Source organism: Micromonospora chalcea (assembly GCF_028768405.1).
GTDB classification, from domain to species: Bacteria; Actinomycetota; Actinomycetes; order Mycobacteriales; family Micromonosporaceae; genus Micromonospora; species Micromonospora chalcea.
On the sequence record NZ_CP118233.1, the window covers coordinates 2822491 to 2841576 of the forward strand.

Annotated in this window: 17 protein-coding genes and 1 pseudogene; 9 read left to right on the forward strand and 9 right to left on the reverse strand. The window is 72.9% G+C overall.

Features of this window, described 5'->3' with window-relative positions:
- Window positions 1-8: 8 nt before the first annotated feature.
- Entirely contained in the window at window positions 9-1007 is a 999-nt protein-coding gene (locus PVK74_RS11905) for a TerC family protein (RefSeq protein WP_043329590.1), read from the reverse strand.
- A gap of 385 nt (window positions 1008-1392) precedes the next feature.
- Here PVK74_RS11905 and PVK74_RS11910 point away from each other — a divergent pair, with 385 nt between their 5' ends.
- A complete protein-coding gene (locus PVK74_RS11910) occupies window positions 1393-1686 on the forward strand; it encodes an antibiotic biosynthesis monooxygenase family protein (protein WP_030503827.1) in 294 nt (97 codons plus the stop codon).
- Window positions 1687-1802: 116 nt separating this feature from the next.
- Here PVK74_RS11910 and PVK74_RS11915 read toward each other — a convergent pair whose 3' ends face one another.
- The 4 genes from PVK74_RS11915 to uvrB form a co-directional block, all read right to left on the reverse strand.
- Window positions 1803-2699: a DUF5753 domain-containing protein gene (locus PVK74_RS11915; protein WP_030503826.1), complete on the reverse strand. Its 897-nt coding sequence runs from the start codon at window positions 2697-2699 to the stop codon at window positions 1803-1805.
- A 95-nt stretch (window positions 2700-2794) separates the two neighbouring features.
- Window positions 2795-3127, reverse strand: a complete 333-nt coding sequence (locus PVK74_RS11920) for a VOC family protein (protein ID WP_274479076.1) — start codon at window positions 3125-3127, stop codon at window positions 2795-2797.
- A 60-nt stretch (window positions 3128-3187) separates the two neighbouring features.
- Window positions 3188-4024 (reverse strand): helix-turn-helix transcriptional regulator, encoded by an 837-nt coding sequence (locus PVK74_RS11925; protein WP_069089073.1) that lies wholly within the window; start codon window positions 4022-4024, stop codon window positions 3188-3190.
- A gap of 25 nt (window positions 4025-4049) precedes the next feature.
- Window positions 4050-6155 (reverse strand): excinuclease ABC subunit UvrB, encoded by a 2106-nt coding sequence (gene uvrB, locus PVK74_RS11930; protein WP_043329585.1) that lies wholly within the window; start codon window positions 6153-6155, stop codon window positions 4050-4052.
- A 300-nt stretch (window positions 6156-6455) separates the two neighbouring features.
- Here uvrB and PVK74_RS11935 point away from each other — a divergent pair, with 300 nt between their 5' ends.
- Window positions 6456-8075 carry a hypothetical protein gene (locus tag PVK74_RS11935; protein ID WP_274479077.1) on the forward strand — a complete coding sequence of 540 codons (1620 nt, stop codon included), beginning with the start codon at window positions 6456-6458 and terminating at the stop codon, window positions 8073-8075.
- A 36-nt stretch (window positions 8076-8111) separates the two neighbouring features.
- Here the strand turns inward: PVK74_RS11935 and coaE are convergent, their stop codons facing one another.
- Together coaE and rpsA are read right to left on the reverse strand one after the other, a co-directional pair.
- On the reverse strand, window positions 8112-9290 hold the full coding sequence (gene coaE, locus PVK74_RS11940; RefSeq protein WP_274479272.1) for a dephospho-CoA kinase: 1179 nt from the start codon (window positions 9288-9290) through the stop codon (window positions 8112-8114).
- A 161-nt stretch (window positions 9291-9451) separates the two neighbouring features.
- Window positions 9452-10981 carry a 30S ribosomal protein S1 gene (rpsA, locus tag PVK74_RS11945; protein WP_051611429.1) on the reverse strand — a complete coding sequence of 510 codons (1530 nt, stop codon included), beginning with the start codon at window positions 10979-10981 and terminating at the stop codon, window positions 9452-9454.
- 312 nt (window positions 10982-11293) lie between these two features.
- Between rpsA and PVK74_RS11950 the strand changes: the two genes are divergently transcribed.
- From PVK74_RS11950 to PVK74_RS11980, 7 genes and pseudogenes are all read left to right on the forward strand, one after another.
- Window positions 11294-12097: a class I SAM-dependent methyltransferase gene (locus PVK74_RS11950; RefSeq protein WP_113972497.1), complete on the forward strand. Its 804-nt coding sequence runs from the start codon at window positions 11294-11296 to the stop codon at window positions 12095-12097.
- A 107-nt stretch (window positions 12098-12204) separates the two neighbouring features.
- A complete protein-coding gene (locus tag PVK74_RS11955; protein WP_274479078.1) occupies window positions 12205-12756 on the forward strand; it encodes a Uma2 family endonuclease in 552 nt (183 codons plus the stop codon).
- 41 nt (window positions 12757-12797) lie between these two features.
- A complete protein-coding gene (locus PVK74_RS11960) occupies window positions 12798-13016 on the forward strand; it encodes a hypervirulence associated TUDOR domain-containing protein (protein WP_043329581.1) in 219 nt (72 codons plus the stop codon).
- Window positions 13003-13347 (forward strand): annotated as a pseudogene (locus PVK74_RS11965) (DUF3140 domain-containing protein); the annotation flags it as partial. The gene PVK74_RS11960 and the pseudogene PVK74_RS11965, both read left to right, overlap by 14 nt.
- Window positions 13348-13391: 44 nt before the next feature.
- A complete protein-coding gene (locus PVK74_RS11970) occupies window positions 13392-14258 on the forward strand; it encodes a CPBP family intramembrane glutamic endopeptidase (RefSeq protein ID WP_274479079.1) in 867 nt (288 codons plus the stop codon).
- A gap of 40 nt (window positions 14259-14298) precedes the next feature.
- A complete protein-coding gene (locus PVK74_RS11975) occupies window positions 14299-15048 on the forward strand; it encodes an SDR family NAD(P)-dependent oxidoreductase (protein WP_210888462.1) in 750 nt (249 codons plus the stop codon).
- A 7-nt stretch (window positions 15049-15055) separates the two neighbouring features.
- The gene (locus tag PVK74_RS11980) at window positions 15056-15451 is read left to right on the forward strand and encodes a MerR family transcriptional regulator (protein WP_113972500.1); all 396 of its coding nucleotides are present in this window, start codon (window positions 15056-15058) and stop codon (window positions 15449-15451) included.
- A 94-nt stretch (window positions 15452-15545) separates the two neighbouring features.
- Here the strand turns inward: PVK74_RS11980 and polA are convergent, their stop codons facing one another.
- Window positions 15546-18245: a DNA polymerase I gene (polA, locus tag PVK74_RS11985; RefSeq protein ID WP_274479080.1), complete on the reverse strand. Its 2700-nt coding sequence runs from the start codon at window positions 18243-18245 to the stop codon at window positions 15546-15548.
- 72 nt (window positions 18246-18317) lie between these two features.
- The gene (locus PVK74_RS11990) at window positions 18318-19070 is read right to left on the reverse strand and encodes an amino acid ABC transporter ATP-binding protein (RefSeq protein ID WP_166456915.1); all 753 of its coding nucleotides are present in this window, start codon (window positions 19068-19070) and stop codon (window positions 18318-18320) included.
- Window positions 19071-19086 lie beyond the last annotated feature (16 nt).

Consider the following 19086-nt stretch of genomic DNA (forward strand, 5'->3'; position numbering starts at 1 on the left):
CCCTGCGGTCAGGGGCGGGTCTTGACCAGCTCCCGTCGCCGGTCCCGCGACGACTTCGCCAGGCTTGCCGCAGTGGCCACGGCCAGGGTGCCGAGGATGACGGTGAGCGACAGCCAGATCGGGATGTGCGGGGCCCACCCCACGGGCTCGCCGCCGTTGATGAACGGCAGGTGGTTGTCGGCGAGCGCCTCCAGCATCAGCTTCACGCCGATGAAGCCGAGCACCACGGCGAGGCCGTAGCTGAGGTAGATGAGCCGGTCCAGCAGGCCGCCGAGCAGGAAGTAGAGCTGCCGCAGCCCCATCAGGGCGAAGACGTTGGCGGTGAAGACCAGGTACGGCTCCTGGGTGATGCCGAAGATCGCCGGGATCGAGTCGAGCGCGAAGATCAGGTCGGTGGTGCCGATCGCGATCATCACGATCAGCATCGGGGTGAACAGCCGCCGACCGTTCTCCCGGGTGGTGATCTTCGCCCCGTCGTAGTCCCGGGACAGCGGCAGCGCCCGCCGGCTCCACCGGATCAGCACGTTCTCGCTGAACTCGTCCTCGTCCGGCTCGCCCTGCCGGGCCAGGTTCACCGCGGTGTAGATGAGGAACGCGCCGAAGATGTAGAACACCCAGGAGAACTGGGAGATCAGCGCCGCGCCGGCCGCGATGAAGCCGCCGCGCATGACCAGCGCCAGGATGATGCCGACGAGCAGCACCTTCTGCTGGTACTGCCGGGGCACCCCGAAGCGGGCCATGATGATGACGAAGACGAAGAGGTTGTCCACCGAGAGGCTGTACTCGGTGAGCCAGCCGGTGTAGAACTCCCCCGCCACGCGGCCACCGGCGGTCAGCCAGAGCACCCCGCCGAAGATCAGCGCCAGACCGACGTAGAAGCCCACCCAGAGGCTGGACTCGCGGACGCTGGGCTCGTGCGGTCGCCGGCCGATGATGAACAGGTCGGCGAGCAGGACCGCGATCATCGCGATCAGCGTTACCGCCCACACCAATGCGGACACGTTCAAATCCATCCTCCGGCAGACACGCGGCCTCGGGCACACCGTACGCCGGGTGGGCTGCAGGGGTGCGTCGACGCCGACAGGGGTGACTGTCGGAGGTCTCTTCCGCCGGAGCCTGACAGCAGGTTCCGACCGACGGAGCCGGGTCGGGCCACCGTAAGGTACCGGCGCTCTTCCGTGCTGACGACTCCACCGCGAGGGAATACTCCCCTCCTCGGGCGCCATTGTTCACCATCACACCCAGGTGCCGCATCTCCGGGCCGTCGTACGGCTGGGTGACGTGCGCCGCCTCACCCCGCGCAGCGCATCCTAGGAGGCTAGCCCAGCAACTCTTGCCCGGGCGTCTCCCCCGGTGCGTACACCCGGCGGGGTGGCATGGCAGGCTGCGGACATGGTTCTTGAGGTCGCGCTGATCGATGTGACGCCCGGAAACGAGGACGACTTCGCCGCCGCCTACGCGCAGGCACGGCCGATCCTCGCCGGCGCCGAGGGCTGCCGTTCCGTGCGGATGACCCGGGGCGTGGAGTCGCCCACCCGGTTCGTCCTGCTGGTCGAGTGGGACTCGGTCGAGGCGCACGACGTGAACTTCCGCCAGACCGACCGGTTCGCGCAGTGGCGCGGGCTGATCGGCCCGTACTTCGCCGGGCCGCCGCTGGTCGAGCACTTCACCGACGTCCCGGCCTGAACTGTCGTACCCGTGCCGTAGCCTGCGCGCTGCGCGGCCACCGGCCCCGACGGTCATCGGGGGCGCCGGGCCCGGTGGTCGCGCCAGCTCGTGCCGGTCGATCCAGCTCGCGCCGGTCAGCCCAGGTCGTGCGGATCGCGCTGACGGGGCACCGGCGCGGCGCCCAGCCGCCGGGCCACCAGCTCGGCCGTGGCATCGGGTGGCAGCGCGACCGCGAGCAGCCGCTCGATGACCCGTTCGTAGTGGCTCACGTCCGTCTCGGAAACCAGGCGCACGTCGGTGGTCAGCGTCTCCACCAGCACGGTGCGCGGGTCCGCCGGATCGGGGTAGGCGTAGTAGGAGAACGGCGCGAGCGGGTGCGGGCCGTCGCCGCAGGACGCGCCGGGCAGCAGCCGGACGCTGACGCGAGGCCGCTCGGCGAGCGCGAGCAGATGCCGCATCTGGTCACGCCACACGTCACCGGGCAGGCCGTCCGGGTCGCAGACCCGCTCGTCGATCAGCGCCGTGTAGTGCGGCGGATCCGGCCGGATCAGCAGCTCCTGACGCGCCGCGCGGGCGCGGACCTCGGCCTCCACGTCCACGTCCCCGGTCAGCGCCGCGCCCGCCGAGACGCGCAACCGGGCGTACGCCGGGGTCTGGAGCAGGCCGGGCACGAGCGCGCACTGATACTCGACGATGCGCTCGGCGCCCGCCTCCAGCTCGACGTACGCCCGCTGCCGTTCGCCCATCTCGCCGAGCGCCCGGGACCAGCCGCGTCCGGTGGCGGCGTCCCGGGCGATGACTATCAGCTCGTCCCGCTGCGGTGACGGCACCTGATAGACGTCGAGCAGGTCGAGCACGTCGGCCAGGTCGGGCCGACTCTGCCCCAGCTCGATGCGGGACAGCTTCGAGGTGGACGCCCAACCCAGCCGGACGCAGACCTGCTCCAACGTGAGCGACTCGCGACGGCGCAGCCGGCGCAGCTCCACACCGAGCCGCGCCCTCCGGACCACGGGACTTGCTGACAACGGCATGCACGCCTCCCAGGGGAGGAGAGTACGCATGACCATCACGCTCGGCAATACCTCGCCCACACAGCGCTACCACGCCCGGAGTAGGCGCCAGTCGTTCAGGGGCGGTAGGTGCCGAACGACCAGACGTGCCCGGACAGGTCGCGGGCGATGTAGTCACGGGAGCCGTAGTCGGTGTCGAACGGCGCCCTGATGATCTCCGCGCCGGCCGCCCCGGCCCGCTCGTGATGCGCGTCGACGTCGTCGATCGCCAGGTAGACGCGGTAGTCGTCGTCGGCCGGGCGGGGCTGCGGCGCCGGCCCCGGGCCGAGCATCACCAGATCGCCGGCGTACTCCAGCTCGACGTGGACCAGGGCGCCGTCGGGCAGCTCGTGCAGCTCGCGCACCGTGAGGCCGAACGCGGAACAGAGGAATTCGACGGCGGCTCGCACGTCGGGATAGCGCAAGACGGGATAAACGCTCTGCATGCCGCCAGTCTGCCGCCGCCTCGGTCAGGCCGGATTGGACGAATGAGATCCCGGCCCGGCCAGCGCGGCCGGGGTGACGCCGGCGAACTCGCGGAACTCCCGGATCAGATGCGACTGGTCGTAGTAGCCCCACCGGGCCGCCCGCTCCGCCCAGCCGGTGTCGTCGGGCACGGCGGAGGGCGCGGTGAGCACGGTACGGCCCAGGCTCGCGTACGCCCGGTCGAAACGCAGCAGACGGGCGACGGTCCTCGGCGGCAGGCCGAACTCCCGTCGGAACCGGACCGACAGGTGGCGACGCGACCAGCCCAGCTCCTCGGCCAGCGTGGCCACGCCGACCGCTTCCCCGCCGCCGTCCAGCCGCCGCCAGGCGGCCAGCAGGTGCGGGTCCACCGGCGTGGTCGCCGCCAGCCGCGCGGACAGCGCGGCGTCGAGCCGGGCGAAGCGCTCCGGCCAGCCCGGTGCTGCGGCCAGCTCGTCGCGCAGCCGGGCCAGCCAGCCCGCCACCGCGTCGACCGGCGCCGCCCGGTTGGCCAGCTCGGCCAGCGGCAGCCCGAGCAGGCGGCGGGCCGCCGGGGCGGTCAGCATCACCTGGACCCCGGTGCCCGTCCCCACGGTGCGGGTGGCGCACCAGCTGTCGAACGGGCCGGCCAGGAAGGCGTTCGTGCCGTACGCGCCCCGGGCCCGGTCACGCGGGTCGGCGACGTCCATCGGGGCGCCCCAGCCCAGGATCAGCACCACGAACGCGCCCGCCACCTCCCGGCGCGCCAGCGGGACGGACACGTCCTCGCGGTAGCCGAGGTAGCTGTCCACCCACTGGCGCAGTCGCGGATCGGGGCGCGCGACGACGGCCTCGGTCAGCATCGCGCCACCCCGGCCGTCACGCCGGTCACCGGACTCCTGCGGCGTCCATCCCGCGCAGCTCCTTCTTGAGGTCGGCGACCTCGTCCCGGATGCGTGCGGCCAGCTCGAACTGCAGCTCCCGCGCGGCGGCGAGCATCTGGTCGTTGAGCTCCTGGATGAGGTTGGCCAGGTCGGCCCGGGCCATGCCCTCGCGGGACGGGGTGGTCGCGGCGCCCCGGCGGCTGCGGGTCTCCTTCACCGGCGCCTTGCCCCGGGAGAGCTGCCGCACGGCACCGCCGACGTTGCTGTTCTCGGTGTCCTCCGCCTCGCGGTAGATGTCGTCGAGGATGTCGTGGATCTTCTTGCGCAACGGCTCCGGCTTGATGCCGTTCGCCTCGTTGTGCGCGATCTGCTTGGCCCGGCGCCGGTTGGTCTCGTCGATCGCGTCCGCCATCGACGGCGTGATCTTGTCGGCGTACATGTGGACCTGGCCGGAGACGTTACGGGCCGCCCGGCCGATTGTCTGGATCAGCGACCGGCCGCTGCGCAGGAACCCCTCCTTGTCGGCGTCGAGGATCGCCACCAGGGAGACCTCGGGCAGGTCGAGACCCTCCCGGAGCAGGTTGATGCCGACGAGCACGTCGTAGTCGCCCTTGCGCAGCTCGCGCAGCAGCTCGACCCGGCGCAGCGTGTCAACCTCGGAGTGCAGGTAGCGCACCCGGATGCCGTTCTCCAGCAGGTAGTCGGAGAGGTCCTCGGCCATCTTCTTGGTGAGCGTGGTGACCAGGACGCGCTCGTCCCGCTCGGTGCGCAGCTTGATCTCGTGCATGAGGTCGTCGATCTGGCCCTTTGTCGGCTTGACCACGACCTCCGGGTCGATCAGGCCGGTGGGGCGGATCACCTGCTCGACGAACTCGCCCTGCGCCTGCTCCAGCTCCCACGGGCCGGGGGTGGCGGACAGGTAGACCATCTGGCCCACCCGCTCCAGGAACTCGTCGAAGCGCAGCGGACGGTTGTCCGCCGCGCTGGGCAGCCGGAAGCCGTGGTCGATGAGCATCCGCTTGCGGGAGGCGTCGCCCTCGTACATGCCGCCGATCTGCGGGATCGTCACGTGCGACTCGTCGACCACGGTGAGGAAGTCGTCGGGGAAGTAGTCGAGCAGGCAGTGCGGCGGGCTGCCGGGCAGCCGGCCGTCGATGTGCATGGAGTAGTTCTCGATGCCGGAGCAGAAGCCCACCTGCCGCATCATCTCGATGTCGTAGGTGGTGCGCATGCGCAGCCGCTGGGCCTCCAGCAGCTTGCCCTGCCGCTCCAGCTCGGCCAGCCGCTCGCCCAGCTCGGCCTCGATGTCGCGGATCGCCCGTTCCATCCGCTCCGGACCGGCGGCGTAGTGCGTGGCCGGGAAGATCATCAAGCTGTCGACCTCGCGGACCACGTCACCGGTCAGCGGGTTCAGGTAGTAGAGCTTCTCGATCTCGTCACCGAACAGCTCGATGCGGACCGCCAGCTCCTCGTACGCCGGGATGATCTCCAGCGTGTCGCCGCGGACCCGGAAGGTGCCGCGCTGGAAGGCCATGTCGTTGCGCGTGTACTGGATGTCGACCAGCCGCCGCAGCAACTGGTCACGGTCCAGCTCCTGCCCCACCTTCACCCGCACGGCCCGGTCGAGGTATTCCTCCGGCGTGCCCAGCCCGTAGATCGCCGAGACGGTGGCGACCACGATGACGTCGCGCCGGGTGAGCAGCGACATGGTGGCCGAGTGCCGCAGCCGCTCGACCTCCTCGTTGATCGAGGAGTCCTTCTCGATGTAGGTGTCGGTCTGCGGGATGTACGCCTCGGGCTGGTAGTAGTCGTAGTAGGAGACGAAGTATTCGACGGCGTTGCGCGGCAGCAGCTCGCCGAACTCCTTCGCCAGCTGGGCCGCGAGGGTCTTGTTGGGGGCGAGCACCAGGGTCGGCCGCTGCAGCCGCTCGACCAGCCACGCCGTGGTGGCGCTCTTGCCGGTGCCGGTCGCGCCGAGCAGCACCGTGTTGCGGTCGCCGCGCCGCACGCGACGCTCAAGCTCGTCGATGGCAGCCGGCTGGTCACCGGCCGGCTGGAACTCACTGACGACCTGGAAGCGGCCGTCGAGCCGGGGAATGTCGAGCGCCATGACACCAACCGTACGCCCGCGGTCCGACACTTCCGGCCACGACCACGGACCGTCCCTGATCAGCTTCGATATTCCCATTGTGTGGCTCATCTCACGGGTTTACCCTCGTACCGTAGGCCGCTCGCGGCGGCCGACCGGGCCGGCGACCGCCCCCTTCCGAGGGCCGGTTGCCCCCGGCGCCAGGGCCGCAGCACCCGGGTCGACCGGCGTGCGCGCCGACGGTGGTCGCGCGCAGGCGCTGACCGGCCGCCGCGAGCGCCCCTGCTCGTCACCGAAACCCCGCTCTCGCGTTTTCCACTCGTGGGGACCTCTCCCGACCGCCGGCCGCGACGCGAGCCGCCCGACACCGGCGCGCCCCCGTCCGCCGACGACGCCGGCCGCCCGCGCGGCGCGGGTCGCCCCCGCCGCCTCACCGCCCGGGGCAGCGGCGACCAGTCCGTGCCCCGTGAGCCCGGCCGCCGGCACCGCCGCGCCCGCACCAGCACGCCGGCCCGGCCCGCCACCGTGGCCGGCCGGCGCCGCCGCGAGCTCGTCACCGGCCGCTCCCCCGCTCACCCGGCCCGGCCCGGAGGCGGCCCGGAACTGGACGGCGCCGACGACCCACCGGACGGGCCGGGCCGCCGCCGGATCATGCTCGCCGCGCTCGCCGGCGCCGCCGTGATCTCCGCGACGGCGCTGGTCGCCGCGCTGCTGACCGGGACGCCCGGGCGCGACGCACCGGCCGGGACGGCTCGCCCGCTCACCTCCGCCGAGGCCGACCGGGTGGCCGCGCTGCGGGTCACCAACCTGCGCGACATACGCGCCGGCGTCCGGGTCACTGTGGGCGCCGGCGGCGCCCGTACCGAACTGGTCGGCTGGGTCGACTGGGCCCGCCCCCTGGTCTACCTGGACGTCGGCGGCCCCGGCGCGGACGCCGACCGGGGCCTGGCCCAGGCCACCGGCTCCGCGTTGCTCGTGCGCCCCGACCCCGGCGCGCTCCCCACGCCGGCCCGGCCCCCGCTGGTGCCGCCCACTGACGGCTGGCGGATGCGGGCCCCGGGCGGCGGGCACGGCCTGGGCGCGGTACGCGACCTGCTGATCGGGCTCGGCGCCGCGCGGGTCGACCCGCCCGGCGCCGACGGCCGGTGGCTGCGCCACGACACCGTCGGCGGGATCCCGGTGGACGTGCTCCAGGCCCCGCTCGCCGTGCCGGGCGACCCGCGGCCCACGCTCTGGCTGGACGCCGACGCCCGCCTGCACCGGCTCGCCGGACGGCTGGCCGACGGCACCCCGGTCACCGTCGAGCTGAGCCGCGCGGACCGGCCCACGCTGCACCCGGTGGACGCCCTCGGCGGCCGGCCCGGGCAACCCCGTGACCTCACCGACGACGAGGCCGAGCGGCTGGCCGCGCTGCCCGCCCGCCTGCGCGCCGTCGGCGGCGCGGCGGTGACCGTGACCGCCCCGCTCGGCCCGTCCGCCACCCTGCGCGGCACGGGCACGCTGAGCTGGGCTAGCTCGTCGGCGTACCTGGTGGTGATCGAGGACGGCAGCGGCCGGCGCACCCTGCGCTGGGTCCGGCCGGGCCGGGTGGCCGAGGCGCACCGGTCCCCCGACGGGCCGGCCACGCCGCCGACGCCGATGCCGGCCGGGCTGCTCGCGGCGCCCGCGCGCCCGCCCGGCGACGACCTGGACCGGCTGATCGACGCGGCGCTGCGCGCCGGGACGCACGCGCCGGACGGCGCCGCCGTCCGGGTACGGGAGGACCGGGTCGCCGACCGGACCGTCGACGTGGTCGAGGTGCCGGGCGGCAGGCGCTGGTGGCTCGACCGCGGTGGGCTGCCACGCCGGCTGGAACTGCGCACCGGGTCCGGTGTCTGGGTCCGGCTCGACCTCACGCCGGGCCGTGTGTCCGCCGGTCCACCGGGCCCGGCGTCGCGCTGACCCGCCCGCCGCCGCGCGCGACGCCGCGGGTGAGCGTCAGGGACGCCAGCCGGTCTGCGCGGCCCACTCCTCGGCGCGCAGGTGCTCCTCGTCGAACCACGGGTCGTTGACAGTGCCCCACGCGGCGTGCTCCGGCGCGGTGGCCGCCAGCTCCCGCTTCACCTGCAGGTAGTCGGCCCGCCGCGCCGGGTCGGCGCGCAGGTGGTCGCGCATCAGCAGCGCGTACCGCCAGCCGGGCGAGCCGGCCTCGCGCAGGTGCAGCCGCACCGGACGCCCCGGGTCCGCGCCGCCGTGCAGCCGCTTGGGCCAGCGCACCGGCTCCGGCTGCCGGGGGACGTCCCACCAGTCACCCGGCAGGCGCGGGAAGCCCGCCTCGGCCAGCCGCTGCGCGATCGGCCCGTCCGCCTCGTCCAGCGAGGAGACAGTCACCTGGATGTCGATCACGTCCGGCGCGGCCAGCCCCGGCACGGCGGTGGAGCCGACGTGGTCGACCCGGACGTCACCGCCCGCCGCGTGGCGGATCCGGGCGGCCAGCCGGGCGTACTGCTCGGGCCAGGTCGGGTCCGGCCCGGCGAGCGCCGCCGGGTCGGCCGGCACGGCGCGGCGTTCGCGGACGTTGCGCTCGTAGGGCACCAGGCGGTCCCGCCAGAGGGCGTCCACGGCGGCGTGCAGCTCGGTGAGCGTGCCGTCGTTGGCCAGCAGCACGTCGGCGACCGCGCGCCGGGTGGCGTCGTCGGCCTGCGCGGCGATGCGCCGCTGCGCCTCCGCCGCGGCCATGCCCCGGTCGCGGGTCAGCCGGGCCATCCGGGTCGGCACGGCCGTCTGCACCACGACCACCAGGTGGTACGTGGGCGCGAGCCCCACCTCGACCAGCAGCGGGACGTCGTTGACGGCTATCGCGTCGGCCGGGGCGGCGGCGACCAGTTCGGCGCTGCGTGCGCGTACCCGGGGGTGGGTGATCCCTTCGAGCGTGCGGCGGGCGGCCTCGTCGCCGAAGACCAGCGCGCCGAGGGCGGCCCGGTCCAGCGCCCCGTCGGCGTCGAGGACCCTGTCGGAGAAGGCGGCGACCACCTCGGCCAGCCCGTCGGTGCCGGGCGCGACGATCTCGCGGGCGATGCGGTCCGAGTCGACGATCACCGCGCCCAGCGCGGCGAGGCGGCTCGCCACCGCGCTCTTGCCCGATCCGATTCCGCCGGTCAGCCCCACCTTCAGCACCCGGACAGTCAACCGGATCGCTCGTCCACATGCCAAACCGTCCCGGCACACGACGCGGGCCCCGCCCCCGGCGCTCCGCTGGTGCGGAACGCGGGGACGGGGCCCGTCGTCAGAGGCGGTCGCCGGCTCGTCCGGTGGGACGAGCCGGTGTCAGCGTCCGGTCACTTGCCGCCGGCGAGCTTCTCCCGCAGCGCGGCGAGCGCCTCGTCGGTCGCGAGCGTGCCGGCCGGCTCCTCGGCCTGACGGCTCGGGGCCGAGGTCGAGGTGGTGGTGCCGCTGGTGGCGGGCGGAGCCGGGTTGGCAGCGGCCTCGGCGTCGGCGGCGCGGGAGGTCTGCACCTGCTTGGTGTGGGCCTCCCAGCGCTGACGTGCCTCGGCGTACTGCTGCTCCCAGGTCTCGCGCTGCTTGTCGTAGCCCTCGAGCCACTCGCCCGTCTCCGGGTCGAAGCCCTCCGGGTAGATGTAGTTGCCCTGCTCGTCGTAGGTCGCGGCCATGCCGTAGAGGGTCGGGTCGAAGTGCTCCTCGCCCTCGACGAAGCCCTCGTTGGCCTGCTTGAGCGACAGCGAGATCCGGCGGCGCTCCAGGTCGATGTCGATGACCTTGACCATGACCTCGGAGCCGACCTGCACGACCTGCTCCGGGATCTCCACGTGGCGCTCGGCCAGCTCGGAGATGTGGACCAGGCCCTCGATGCCGTCGTCCACCCGGACGAACGCGCCGAACGGCACCAGCTTGGTGACCTTACCCGGCACGATCTGCTGGATCGCGTGGGTGCGGGCGAACTGACGCCACGGGTCCTCCTGCGTCGCCTTCAGCGACAGCGAGACCCGCTCGCGGTCCAGGTCGACGTCCAGGACCTCGACCTCGACCTCCTGGCCCACCTCGACGACCTCGGACGGGTGGTCGATGTGCTTCCAGGACAGCTCGGAGACGTGCACGAGGCCGTCCACGCCGCCCAGGTCGACGAACGCGCCGAAGTTGACGATCGAGGAGACGACGCCCTTGCGGACCTGCCCCTTCTGCAGCTTGTTGAGGAACTCGGTGCGCACCTCGGACTGCGTCTGCTCCAGCCAGGCACGGCGGGACAGGACCACGTTGTTGCGGTTCTTGTCCAGCTCGATGATCTTGGCTTCGAGCTCGCGGCCGACGTACGGCTGCAGGTCACGCACACGCCGCATCTCGACGAGCGACGCGGGCAGGAAGCCACGCAGGCCGATGTCGAGGATGAGACCACCCTTGACGACCTCGATGACCGAACCGCGGACGACGCCGTCCTCGTCCTTGATCTTCTCGATCGTGCCCCAGGCCCGCTCGTACTGCGCCCGCTTCTTGGAGAGGATCAGCCGACCCTCCTTGTCCTCCTTCTGGAGGACGAGGGCCTCGATGTGGTCGCCCACCGAAACGACCTCGGCCGGGTCCACGTCGTGCTTGATCGACAACTCCCGAGAGGGGATGACACCCTCGGTCTTGTAGCCGATGTCGAGCAGGACCTCGTCCCGATCGACCTTGACGACGGTGCCTTCGACAATGTCGCCGTCGTTGAAGTACTTGATGGTCTCGTCGATCGCGGCGAGGAAAGCTTCCTCAGAGCCGAGGTCGTCGTGGGTGACCTTGTTGGCGCTCGAGGTGGCCTCGATGCTGCTCGTCATGTGGGCGGTTGCTCCGGTCGGATGGGTTGTCACAGCGGGCATGGGTGTCGCGGTGACTCTGCCGCGCCAACGGATCCGTCGCCGGGCACACCGAACGATCGACGCGAGAAGATCATTAGTGGCTCCGGTGACCGCGCACCTGCTCCCTGCCGAGGCACACGATCCGCGAGCGCATCGTCTAGCCTACCCGCTGCATTACCACAGCGTGCAAGCCCTCCCGGGTCCGCGCGAACTCATCCGCTGCGAAAGCGGAGATTTTGCGCGGTAAGGGGCCACAGCTGTCTCGTCCGTCACACCCGTCCCAACCGCCACCCCACCCGACCGGCCGGACGCCGCCGGACCTAGCGTGGACGGGTGGACGACGACAGGGTGACCCGCCGACGGGTCGACGCCGGTGAGATCCGCCGGGCCAACCGCGGCTGGTGGGACACCGACGCCGACGCGTACCAGGCCGAGCACGGCGCGTTCCTCGGTGACGCCGACTTCGTCTGGTGCCCGGAGGGCCTGCGCGAGGCCGACGCGCGGCTGCTCGGCGACGTGGCCGGCCGGCGGATCCTCGAACTCGGCGCCGGGGCGGCCGCCGCCGCCCGCTGGCTCGCCGCCCAGGGCGCCCGGCCGGTCGCGCTGGACCTGTCCGCCGGCATGTTGCGGCACGCCGCCGAGGCCGCCGAACGCACCGGGGTACGCGTGCCGCTGGTGCAGGCCGACGCGCTCGCCCTGCCGTTCGCCGACGCCGCGTTCGACACGGTCTGCACCGCGTTCGGCGCGATCCCGTTCGTGGACGACTCGGCGGCGGCGATGCGCGAGGTGGCCCGGGTGCTGCGCCCCGGCGGCCGGTGGGTCTTCTCGGTCACCCACCCGATGCGCTGGATCTTCCTGGACGACCCGGGCGAGGGCGGGCTGACCGCCGTGCACTCGTACTTCGACCGCTCCCCCTACGTCGAGCAGGACGAGCACGGCGTGGCCACGTACGTCGAGCAGCACCGCACCCTGGGCGACCGGATCCGGGAGCTGGTCGGCGCCGGGTTCCGGCTGCTGGACCTGGTGGAGCCGGAGTGGCCGGCCGGGCACGAGGGCATCTGGGGGCAGTGGAGCCCGTTGCGCGGCCGGCTGTTCCCCGGCACCGCGATCTTCGTCGCCGAGAAGCCCACGGGCTGAGCGCGTCGCACGTCCGGTGCGACACGAGCTCCGGCACCCGGCGGTACGCTCGCCGCATGAGCGCCGAGCCCATCCCGACATCACCTGGCCCCTGGTGTCCGGACCCGATGCGGCAGCAGCGTGCGGACTACACGCTGGAGGATCTGCTCACCCTGCCGGACGACGCCCCCCGCGTCGAACTCGTCGACGGAGTCTTCCAGGTGACACCCTCCCCCACCCTGGGCCACCAGACAATCTCCAGCCTGCTGTGGCTCTGGCTTCGATCGCACGCACCGGCTCACCTGCGGGCGTCCCAAGCCGTCGGAGTCGGGCTCAGCCCCAACACCAGCCGGCAACCGGACGTCCTGCTCCACCACGCCGGGCTGCCGAGCGACAGGTCCCTCCTGCGACCGGCGGACGTCGTCCTGGCCGTCGAGATCGTCTCCCCCGGCACCCGGCGCGTCGACCGGTTCGCCAAGCCGGGCGAATACGCCGCCGCGGGGATCCCCTTCTACTGGCGGATCGAGCAGGATCCGGTGCACCTCCACGCGTACCGCCTCGGTGACCGGATCGGCCCGGGCGGCGAGCGGCAGTACGAACTGGTGGACGACAGCAGCGAGGTGATCGAGCTGCCCGAGCCCTTCGCGATCAAGCTGCCGATCGCGGAGATCCGGCCATGACGACGCCGTTACTCGGTATCCACTCCGGGTAACCGGGCGGCATGGCCGAGAAGGAGTTCCACGCCGGGGACCACGTCTCCTGGGCCAGCCACAGCGGCCGGGCGTACGGGGTGGTCAAGGAGAAGCTGACCGAGCGCACCCACGTCCGCGGGCACACCGTGAACGCCTCGCCAGAGCAGCCGCAGTACCGGATCACCAACGACGACTCGGGCCGCGACGTCGCCCACCGCCCGGAGGTGCTGCGCCATGAGTCGCGCTGAGGACCCGCAGCAGACGTACCGGGAGTTCACCGACGCGGTGAACATGAAGCCCGGTGAGCTGTCCCGCTGGCTGGAGACCGAGGAGTCCAAGCACGTCGGCTGGCACAAGAAGGGCACCGCCGGCGGCGAGTCGGTCGGGCACGACTCCGGCCGGCGCATCGTCGACCTGCTGCGCCGCAAACGCGCCGACCTGACCGCCGCCGACTACAAGCACATGCGCAAGGTGATCGGGTACGTCCACCGCCACCTCGCCCAGCGGCCGTCCGGGGACGTGCGGGACACCAGGTGGCGCTGGTCGCTGATGAACTGGGGGCACGACCCGCTCAAGGGCTGAGCCGCCCGGTCCGTTCGCCGCGCGTTGGTACCGTGCCGGCGATGACGACAGACGTCCCGACCGCCGGCCGTCATCCCCGCGCCGGACGGGTGGTCCTCCTGGCGGGCCTCGGCCTGATCGCCGTCGCGGCGCTCCTCCTGGTGACCACCGGGAACACCGGCATCCGCTACAGCGCCGACCACGACGGCACCGTGCCGATGTGGAGCCGCTGGATCCCGGCACTGGCCGGGATCGCGCTGATCCGGCTGATCCCGCCCGCGCCCGACCCGAGGTGGCCGGACCCGGTCGCGCCGCACCGCGAGGCGGTGCCGCTGCTGCTGGCCGGGATCGCGTTCGCCGCCGTCATGCCGCTGCTGGGCGGCGAACCCGCGTACACGGTGTTGAAGCTCGCGCTGCTGCTCGGCGTACCCCTCGTGGTGTTCCTGGCCGCGCGCCGCCGGCCGCCACGGTGGTCGCCGGGCCCGGCCCCGGCGGACGCCGCCCACCGGTGGGGTCCGGCGCTGCCGGTGGCGGTGTGGCTGGCGCTCAGCTACGCGACGCCGCTGGCCGTGCCGGCGAGCGACTGGGGGCGGACCGTCACGCCGGTCGAGCTGGTCGTCACGCTGCTGGTGGCCTTCGCGGTGAACGCGCTGCTGGAGGAGGTCTTCTACCGGCGGTGGCTGCAGACCCGGTGGGAGTCGCTGCTGGGACGCTGGCCGGCGATCGTGCTCGCGTCGCTGGTGTGGGCGGTCTGGCACGTGGCCATCCAGGGCAGCGGCCGTCCCGCCGTCGACCTGGCGTCGGTGATCGTGAACCAGGGGGTCGCCGGGCTGTTCCTCGGCTACCTGTGGTCGCGGTACCGCCGCATGTGGCCGCTGCTCGTGGTGCACGGCGCGGTAAACGCGATGCCCGTCCTGCTCGGCCTCTGACTTGACCCTGCCGCAGGCGGCAGGGTCGGACGATGCCGGCATGGAACGCCGCACACCACGGGCCGCCGTGGTCACCGGTGCGGGCACCGGCATCGGCCGGGCCACCGCACACACCCTCGCCACCGCCGGGTACGCCGTCGTCGCCGTCGGCCGGCGCGCCGCGCCGCTGTCGGAGACCGCCGCCGGCCGGCCGGACATCACGCCACTGACCGCCGACGTCACCGCGCCCGACGGGCCCGGCCGGATCGTCAGCGCCGCGCTCGACCGGTACGGCCGCCTGGACGTCCTGGTCAACAACGCGGGCGTGGCCGGCGGCGGGCCCCTGGCGGATCTGGACGAGGACGCCGCCCGGCGGCAACTGGAGACGAACCTCCTCGCGCCCGTCCGGCTGGCGCACGCCGCCGTCGAGGCGCTCGCCGCGACACGCGGTGTGCTGGTCAACGTCACCACGTCGGTCGGCCTGCGCGCCTGGCCGGGCAGTTCGGTGTACGCGGCCGGCAAGGCCGCGCTGGACTCGCTGACCCGCAGCTGGGCGGTGGAACTCGCACCGCGCGGCGTCCGGGTGGTGGCGGTGGCGCCCGGCGCGATCGACACCCCGATCGGGGTGCACAGTGGCCTGTCCCCCGAGCGCCGCGCGGCGGTGCGGGACTGGCAGCTCGCGCACACCCCGGCGGGCCGGATCGGCCGCCCGGAGGACGTAGCCTGGGCGATCCGGCGGCTGTGCGAGCCGGAGGCGGGCTTCGTCACCGGCGTGGTGCTGCCGGTGGACGGGGGCGCGGTGGTCGCGTGAGAGGACGGTGACAGCGGTGCGGATCGGCGCGGTGGCGAAGGCGACGGGCTGCACGCCGCGTGCCCTGCGGCACTACGAGGAACACGGGCTCATCGCCTCGGCCCGGGCCGCGAACGGCTACCGCGAGTACGACGACGCGGTGGTCACCCGGGTCCGCAACATCCGTCACCTGCTCGACGCCGGGCTGACGCTCGACGACGTGCGGGTCTTCCTGCCCTGCCTGGACGGGGACGTGGCGTCCGCGCCGCCGTCAGTGGCCGGGCTGCGGGTCGGCCGGGAGCGCCTGGCCGTGCTGGACGCCCGGATCGCGGCCCAGGTGGCCGTCCGCGACCGCCTGGCCGCCGCCCTCCAGGCCGCCGCCCCTCCGGCCGCGCCCGCGCCCTCACCCGCTTCCCTTCAGTGATCAAGGAGTTCGTGTCCTGATTCGGGCCCCGGGAGGACACAAACTCCTTGATCACCCGCAGGCCGGCGGGCCGGACGGGGTGGGGCGTCGGGGGTCAGTGGTCGGCGCTGTTCCAGTCGCGGCCCTCGCCCACCGACACCTCCAGCGGCACCGACAGCGGGTACGCCTCGCCCATCTGCTTACGCACCAGCGCCTCCAGCGTCTCCCGCTCGCCCGGCGCGACCTCGAAGACCAGCTCGTCGTGCACCTGCAGCAGCATCCGGGACCGCAGCCCGGCGTCGCGCAGCGCGCCGTCGACGTGCAGCATGGCGACCTTGATGATGTCGGCCGCCGAACCCTGGATCGGGGCGTTGAGCGCCATCCGCTCGGCCATCTCCCGGCGCTGCCGGTTGTCGCTGACCAGGTCGGGCAGGTAGCGGCGGCGGCCCAGGATGGTGGAGGTGTAACCGTCCTGGCGGGCGCGGGCCACCACCTCCTGGAGGTAGTCACGCACCCCGCCGAACCCGGCGAAGTAGTTCTCCATCAGCCCGCGCGCCTCCTCGGCGCTGATGCCGAGCTGCTGGGACAGGCCGAACGCGCTGAGCCCGTACGCCAGGCCGTAGTTCATCGCCTTGATCTTGCGGCGCTGGTCGGCGGTGACGTCCGCGACCTCGACGGTGAAGACGGAGGACGCGGTGGCGGCGTGGAAGTCGTGCCCGGAGTTGAACGCCTCGATCAGCGCGTCGTCGGAGGACAGATGCGCCATGATCCGCATCTCGATCTGGCTGTAGTCGGCGGTGAGCAGGCACTCGTAGCCCTCGCCGACGACGAACGCGCGGCGGATCCGGCGACCCTCCTCGGTGCGGATCGGGATGTTCTGCAGGTTCGGCTCGGTGGACGACAGCCGCCCGGTCGCCGCCACCGTCTGGTTGAACGTGGTGTGGATCCGGCCGTCGTCGGAGACGGACTTGAGCAGGCCGTCGACAGTCGACTTGAGCTTCGCCACGTCGCGGTGGCGCAGCAGGTGGTGCAGCAGCGGGTGCTCGGTCTGGGCGTAGAGCCACTGGAGCGCGTCCGCGTCGGTGGTGTAGCCGGTCTTGATCCGCTTGGTCTTGGGCAGGCCCAGCTCGGTGAAGAGGATCTCCTGCAACTGCTTCGGCGACCCGAGGTTGAACTCGCGGCCGACCACCTCGTACGCGCTCTGGGCGGCGGCCTTCACCTCGGCGGCGAAGTGCGCCTCCAGCTCGGAGAGGTAGTCGGTGTCGGCGGCGATGCCGGTGCGCTCCATCGCGGCGAGCACCCGCATCAGCGGCAGCTCGACGCCGGCCATCAGCCGGGCCGACTGCTCGCCGTCGCGGGACAGCTCGGCGTCGATCGCGTCGGCCAGGTCGAGCGTGGCGCGGGCCTGGAGCATGAGGTTCTGCTCGGCCGCGCCCTCGTCGCCGAACCCGTCGAGCGTGAGCTGACCGGTCTCCGGCGCGTCGACGCGCAGCTCCCGGTGCAGGTAGCGCAGCGCCAGGTCGGTCAGGTCGTACGAGCGCTGGTCGGGGCGGGCCAGGTAGGCGGCGATTTGGGTGTCGCGGGCGATGCCGTGCAGCTCCCAGCCGTGCGCGGCGAACGCCAGCACGGCCGGCTTGCTGTCGTGCAGCACCTTCGGGCGCTCGGCGTCGGCCAGCCAGCCGGCCAGCGCGGCCTCGTCGCCGGCGTCCAGCCGGCTCGGGTCGAACCAGGCGCCCGCGCCGGCGGCGGTGGCCAGCGCCATCCCGGTCACGGTGGCGGTGTGGCGGCGGTTCGGGCCGGTGTCGAGCGTGACCGCCAGGCCGACCGGCGTGCCCGCCGGGGCGTGCGTGTCGAGCCAGCCCGCGAGCGCGCCCGGCTCGGTGAGCACCGCGCCGTCCAGGTCGAAGCCCGCCTCGGCCTCCGGCTCGACCGCTTCCAGGTATTGGTAGAGCCGGTCGCGCAGGATGCGGAACTGGAGCGTGTCGAAGACCTGGTGCACCGCTTCGCGGTCCCAGCCCTGCCAGCGGGCGTCCTCGGGGCGTACCGGCAGCTCCAGGTCGGAGACCAGGCAGTTGATCTCGTAGTTGCGGATCACGTCGGCGAGCCGCTCGCGCAGGCTGTCGCCGGCCTTGCCCTTGATCTCGTCGGCGCGGGCCACCACGCCCTCGACGCCGCCGTACAGGTTGATCCACTTGGCCGCGGTCTTCGGGCCGACGCCGGGCACGCCGGGCAGGTTGTCGCTGGTCTCGCCGACCAGCGCGGCCAGGTCGCGGTAGCGATCAGGGGTGACGCCGTACTTCGCCTCGACCGCGGCCGGGTCCATCCGGGCCAGGTCGGAGACGCCCTTGCGCGGGTAGAGCACCGTGACCCGCTCGCCGACGAGCTGGAACGCGTCCCGGTCGCCGGTGGTGATCAGCACGTCCATGCCCTGGTCGCGAGCCTGGCAGGCGAGCGTGGCGATGACGTCGTCGGCCTCGTAGCCCTCCTTCTCGACCACCGGCACGCGCAGCGCGGCGAGGACCTCCTTGACCAGGCTGACCTGGCCCTTGAAGTCGGTGGGCGTCTCGCTGCGGCCGGCCTTGTACTCGGAGTACTTCTCGGTGCGGAAGGAGCGGCGGGACACGTCGAACGCGACCACGATGTGGGTCGGCTGCTCGTCGCGCAGCACGTTGATCAGCATCGAGGTGAAGCCGTAGACGGCGTTCGTCGGCTGCCCCGTGGTGGTGGAGAAGTTCTCCACAGGCAGGGCGAAGAACGCCCGGTATGCCAGGGAATGTCCGTCGACGAGGAGCAGGCGCGGCGTCGTAGCTGTCACGGCTGCGACTCTAGTCCGTACGCCCGACAACTCCGGCCTCCGGTGCGGCGCGCGCCGCACCGGAGGCCGAGGTCAGAGAACCTTGGCCAGGAACGCCTTGGTCCGCTCGTGCTTCGGCGCCGAGATCACCTCGCGCGGGTCCCCCTGCTCGACCACCACGCCGCCGTCCATGAACACGAGGTGGTCGCCCACCTCGCGGGCGAAGCCGATCTCGTGGGTCACCACGATCATCGTCATGCCGTCGCGGGCCAGGTCCTTCATCGTGTCCAGCACCTCGCCCACCAGCTCCGGGTCGAGCGCGCTGGTCGGCTCGTCGAACAGCATCAGCTTCGGCCGCATGGCCAGCGCCCGGGCGATCGCCACCCGCTGCTGCTGGCCGCCGGAGAGCTGACCGGGGTACGCGCCGAGCTTGTCGCCCAGCCCCACCCGGTCCAGCAGCTGCGCGGCGTGCTCCCGGGCCTCCGTCTTCTTGGCCTGGCGCAGCAGCACCGGGGCCTCCATGACGTTCTGCAGCACGGTCATGTGCGGGAACAGGTTGAACCGCTGGAACACCATGCCGATGGCACGGCGCTGCGCGGCCACGTCCCTGTCGCGCATCTCGTACAGCTTGCCGCCGCGCTCCCGGTAGCCGATCAGGTCGCCGTCCACCCAGATCCGGCCGGCGTCGATCTTCTCCAGGTGGTTGATGCAGCGCAGGAACGTCGACTTGCCGGAGCCGGAGGGCCCGAGCAGGCAGCACACCTCGCCGGAGCGGACCTCCAGGTCGATGCCCTTGAGCACTTCCAGCGGCCCGAACGACTTGTGCACCTGCTCGGCCCGGACCATCAGCCCGGACTCGGCG

Excerpts from the sequence above, each read along its gene's own strand:
- PVK74_RS11910 (WP_030503827.1), top strand. The coding sequence starts at position 1,393 with ATGGTTCTTGAGGTCGCGCTGATCGATGTGACGCCCGGAAACGAGGAC.
- PVK74_RS11915 (WP_030503826.1), bottom strand. The coding sequence starts at position 2,699 with ATGCCGTTGTCAGCAAGTCCCGTGGTCCGGAGGGCGCGGCTCGGTGTG.
- PVK74_RS11925 (WP_069089073.1), bottom strand. The coding sequence starts at position 4,024 with ATGCTGACCGAGGCCGTCGTCGCGCGCCCCGATCCGCGACTGCGCCAG.
- uvrB (WP_043329585.1), bottom strand. The coding sequence starts at position 6,155 with ATGGCGCTCGACATTCCCCGGCTCGACGGCCGCTTCCAGGTCGTCAGT.
- rpsA (WP_051611429.1), bottom strand. The coding sequence starts at position 10,981 with ATGCCCGCTGTGACAACCCATCCGACCGGAGCAACCGCCCACATGACG.
- PVK74_RS11955 (WP_274479078.1), top strand. The coding sequence starts at position 12,205 with ATGCGGCAGCAGCGTGCGGACTACACGCTGGAGGATCTGCTCACCCTG.
- PVK74_RS11960 (WP_043329581.1), top strand. The coding sequence starts at position 12,798 with ATGGCCGAGAAGGAGTTCCACGCCGGGGACCACGTCTCCTGGGCCAGC.
- PVK74_RS11970 (WP_274479079.1), top strand. The coding sequence starts at position 13,392 with ATGACGACAGACGTCCCGACCGCCGGCCGTCATCCCCGCGCCGGACGG.
- PVK74_RS11975 (WP_210888462.1), top strand. The coding sequence starts at position 14,299 with ATGGAACGCCGCACACCACGGGCCGCCGTGGTCACCGGTGCGGGCACC.
- PVK74_RS11990 (WP_166456915.1), bottom strand. The coding sequence starts at position 19,070 with ATGGTCCGGGCCGAGCAGGTGCACAAGTCGTTCGGGCCGCTGGAAGTG.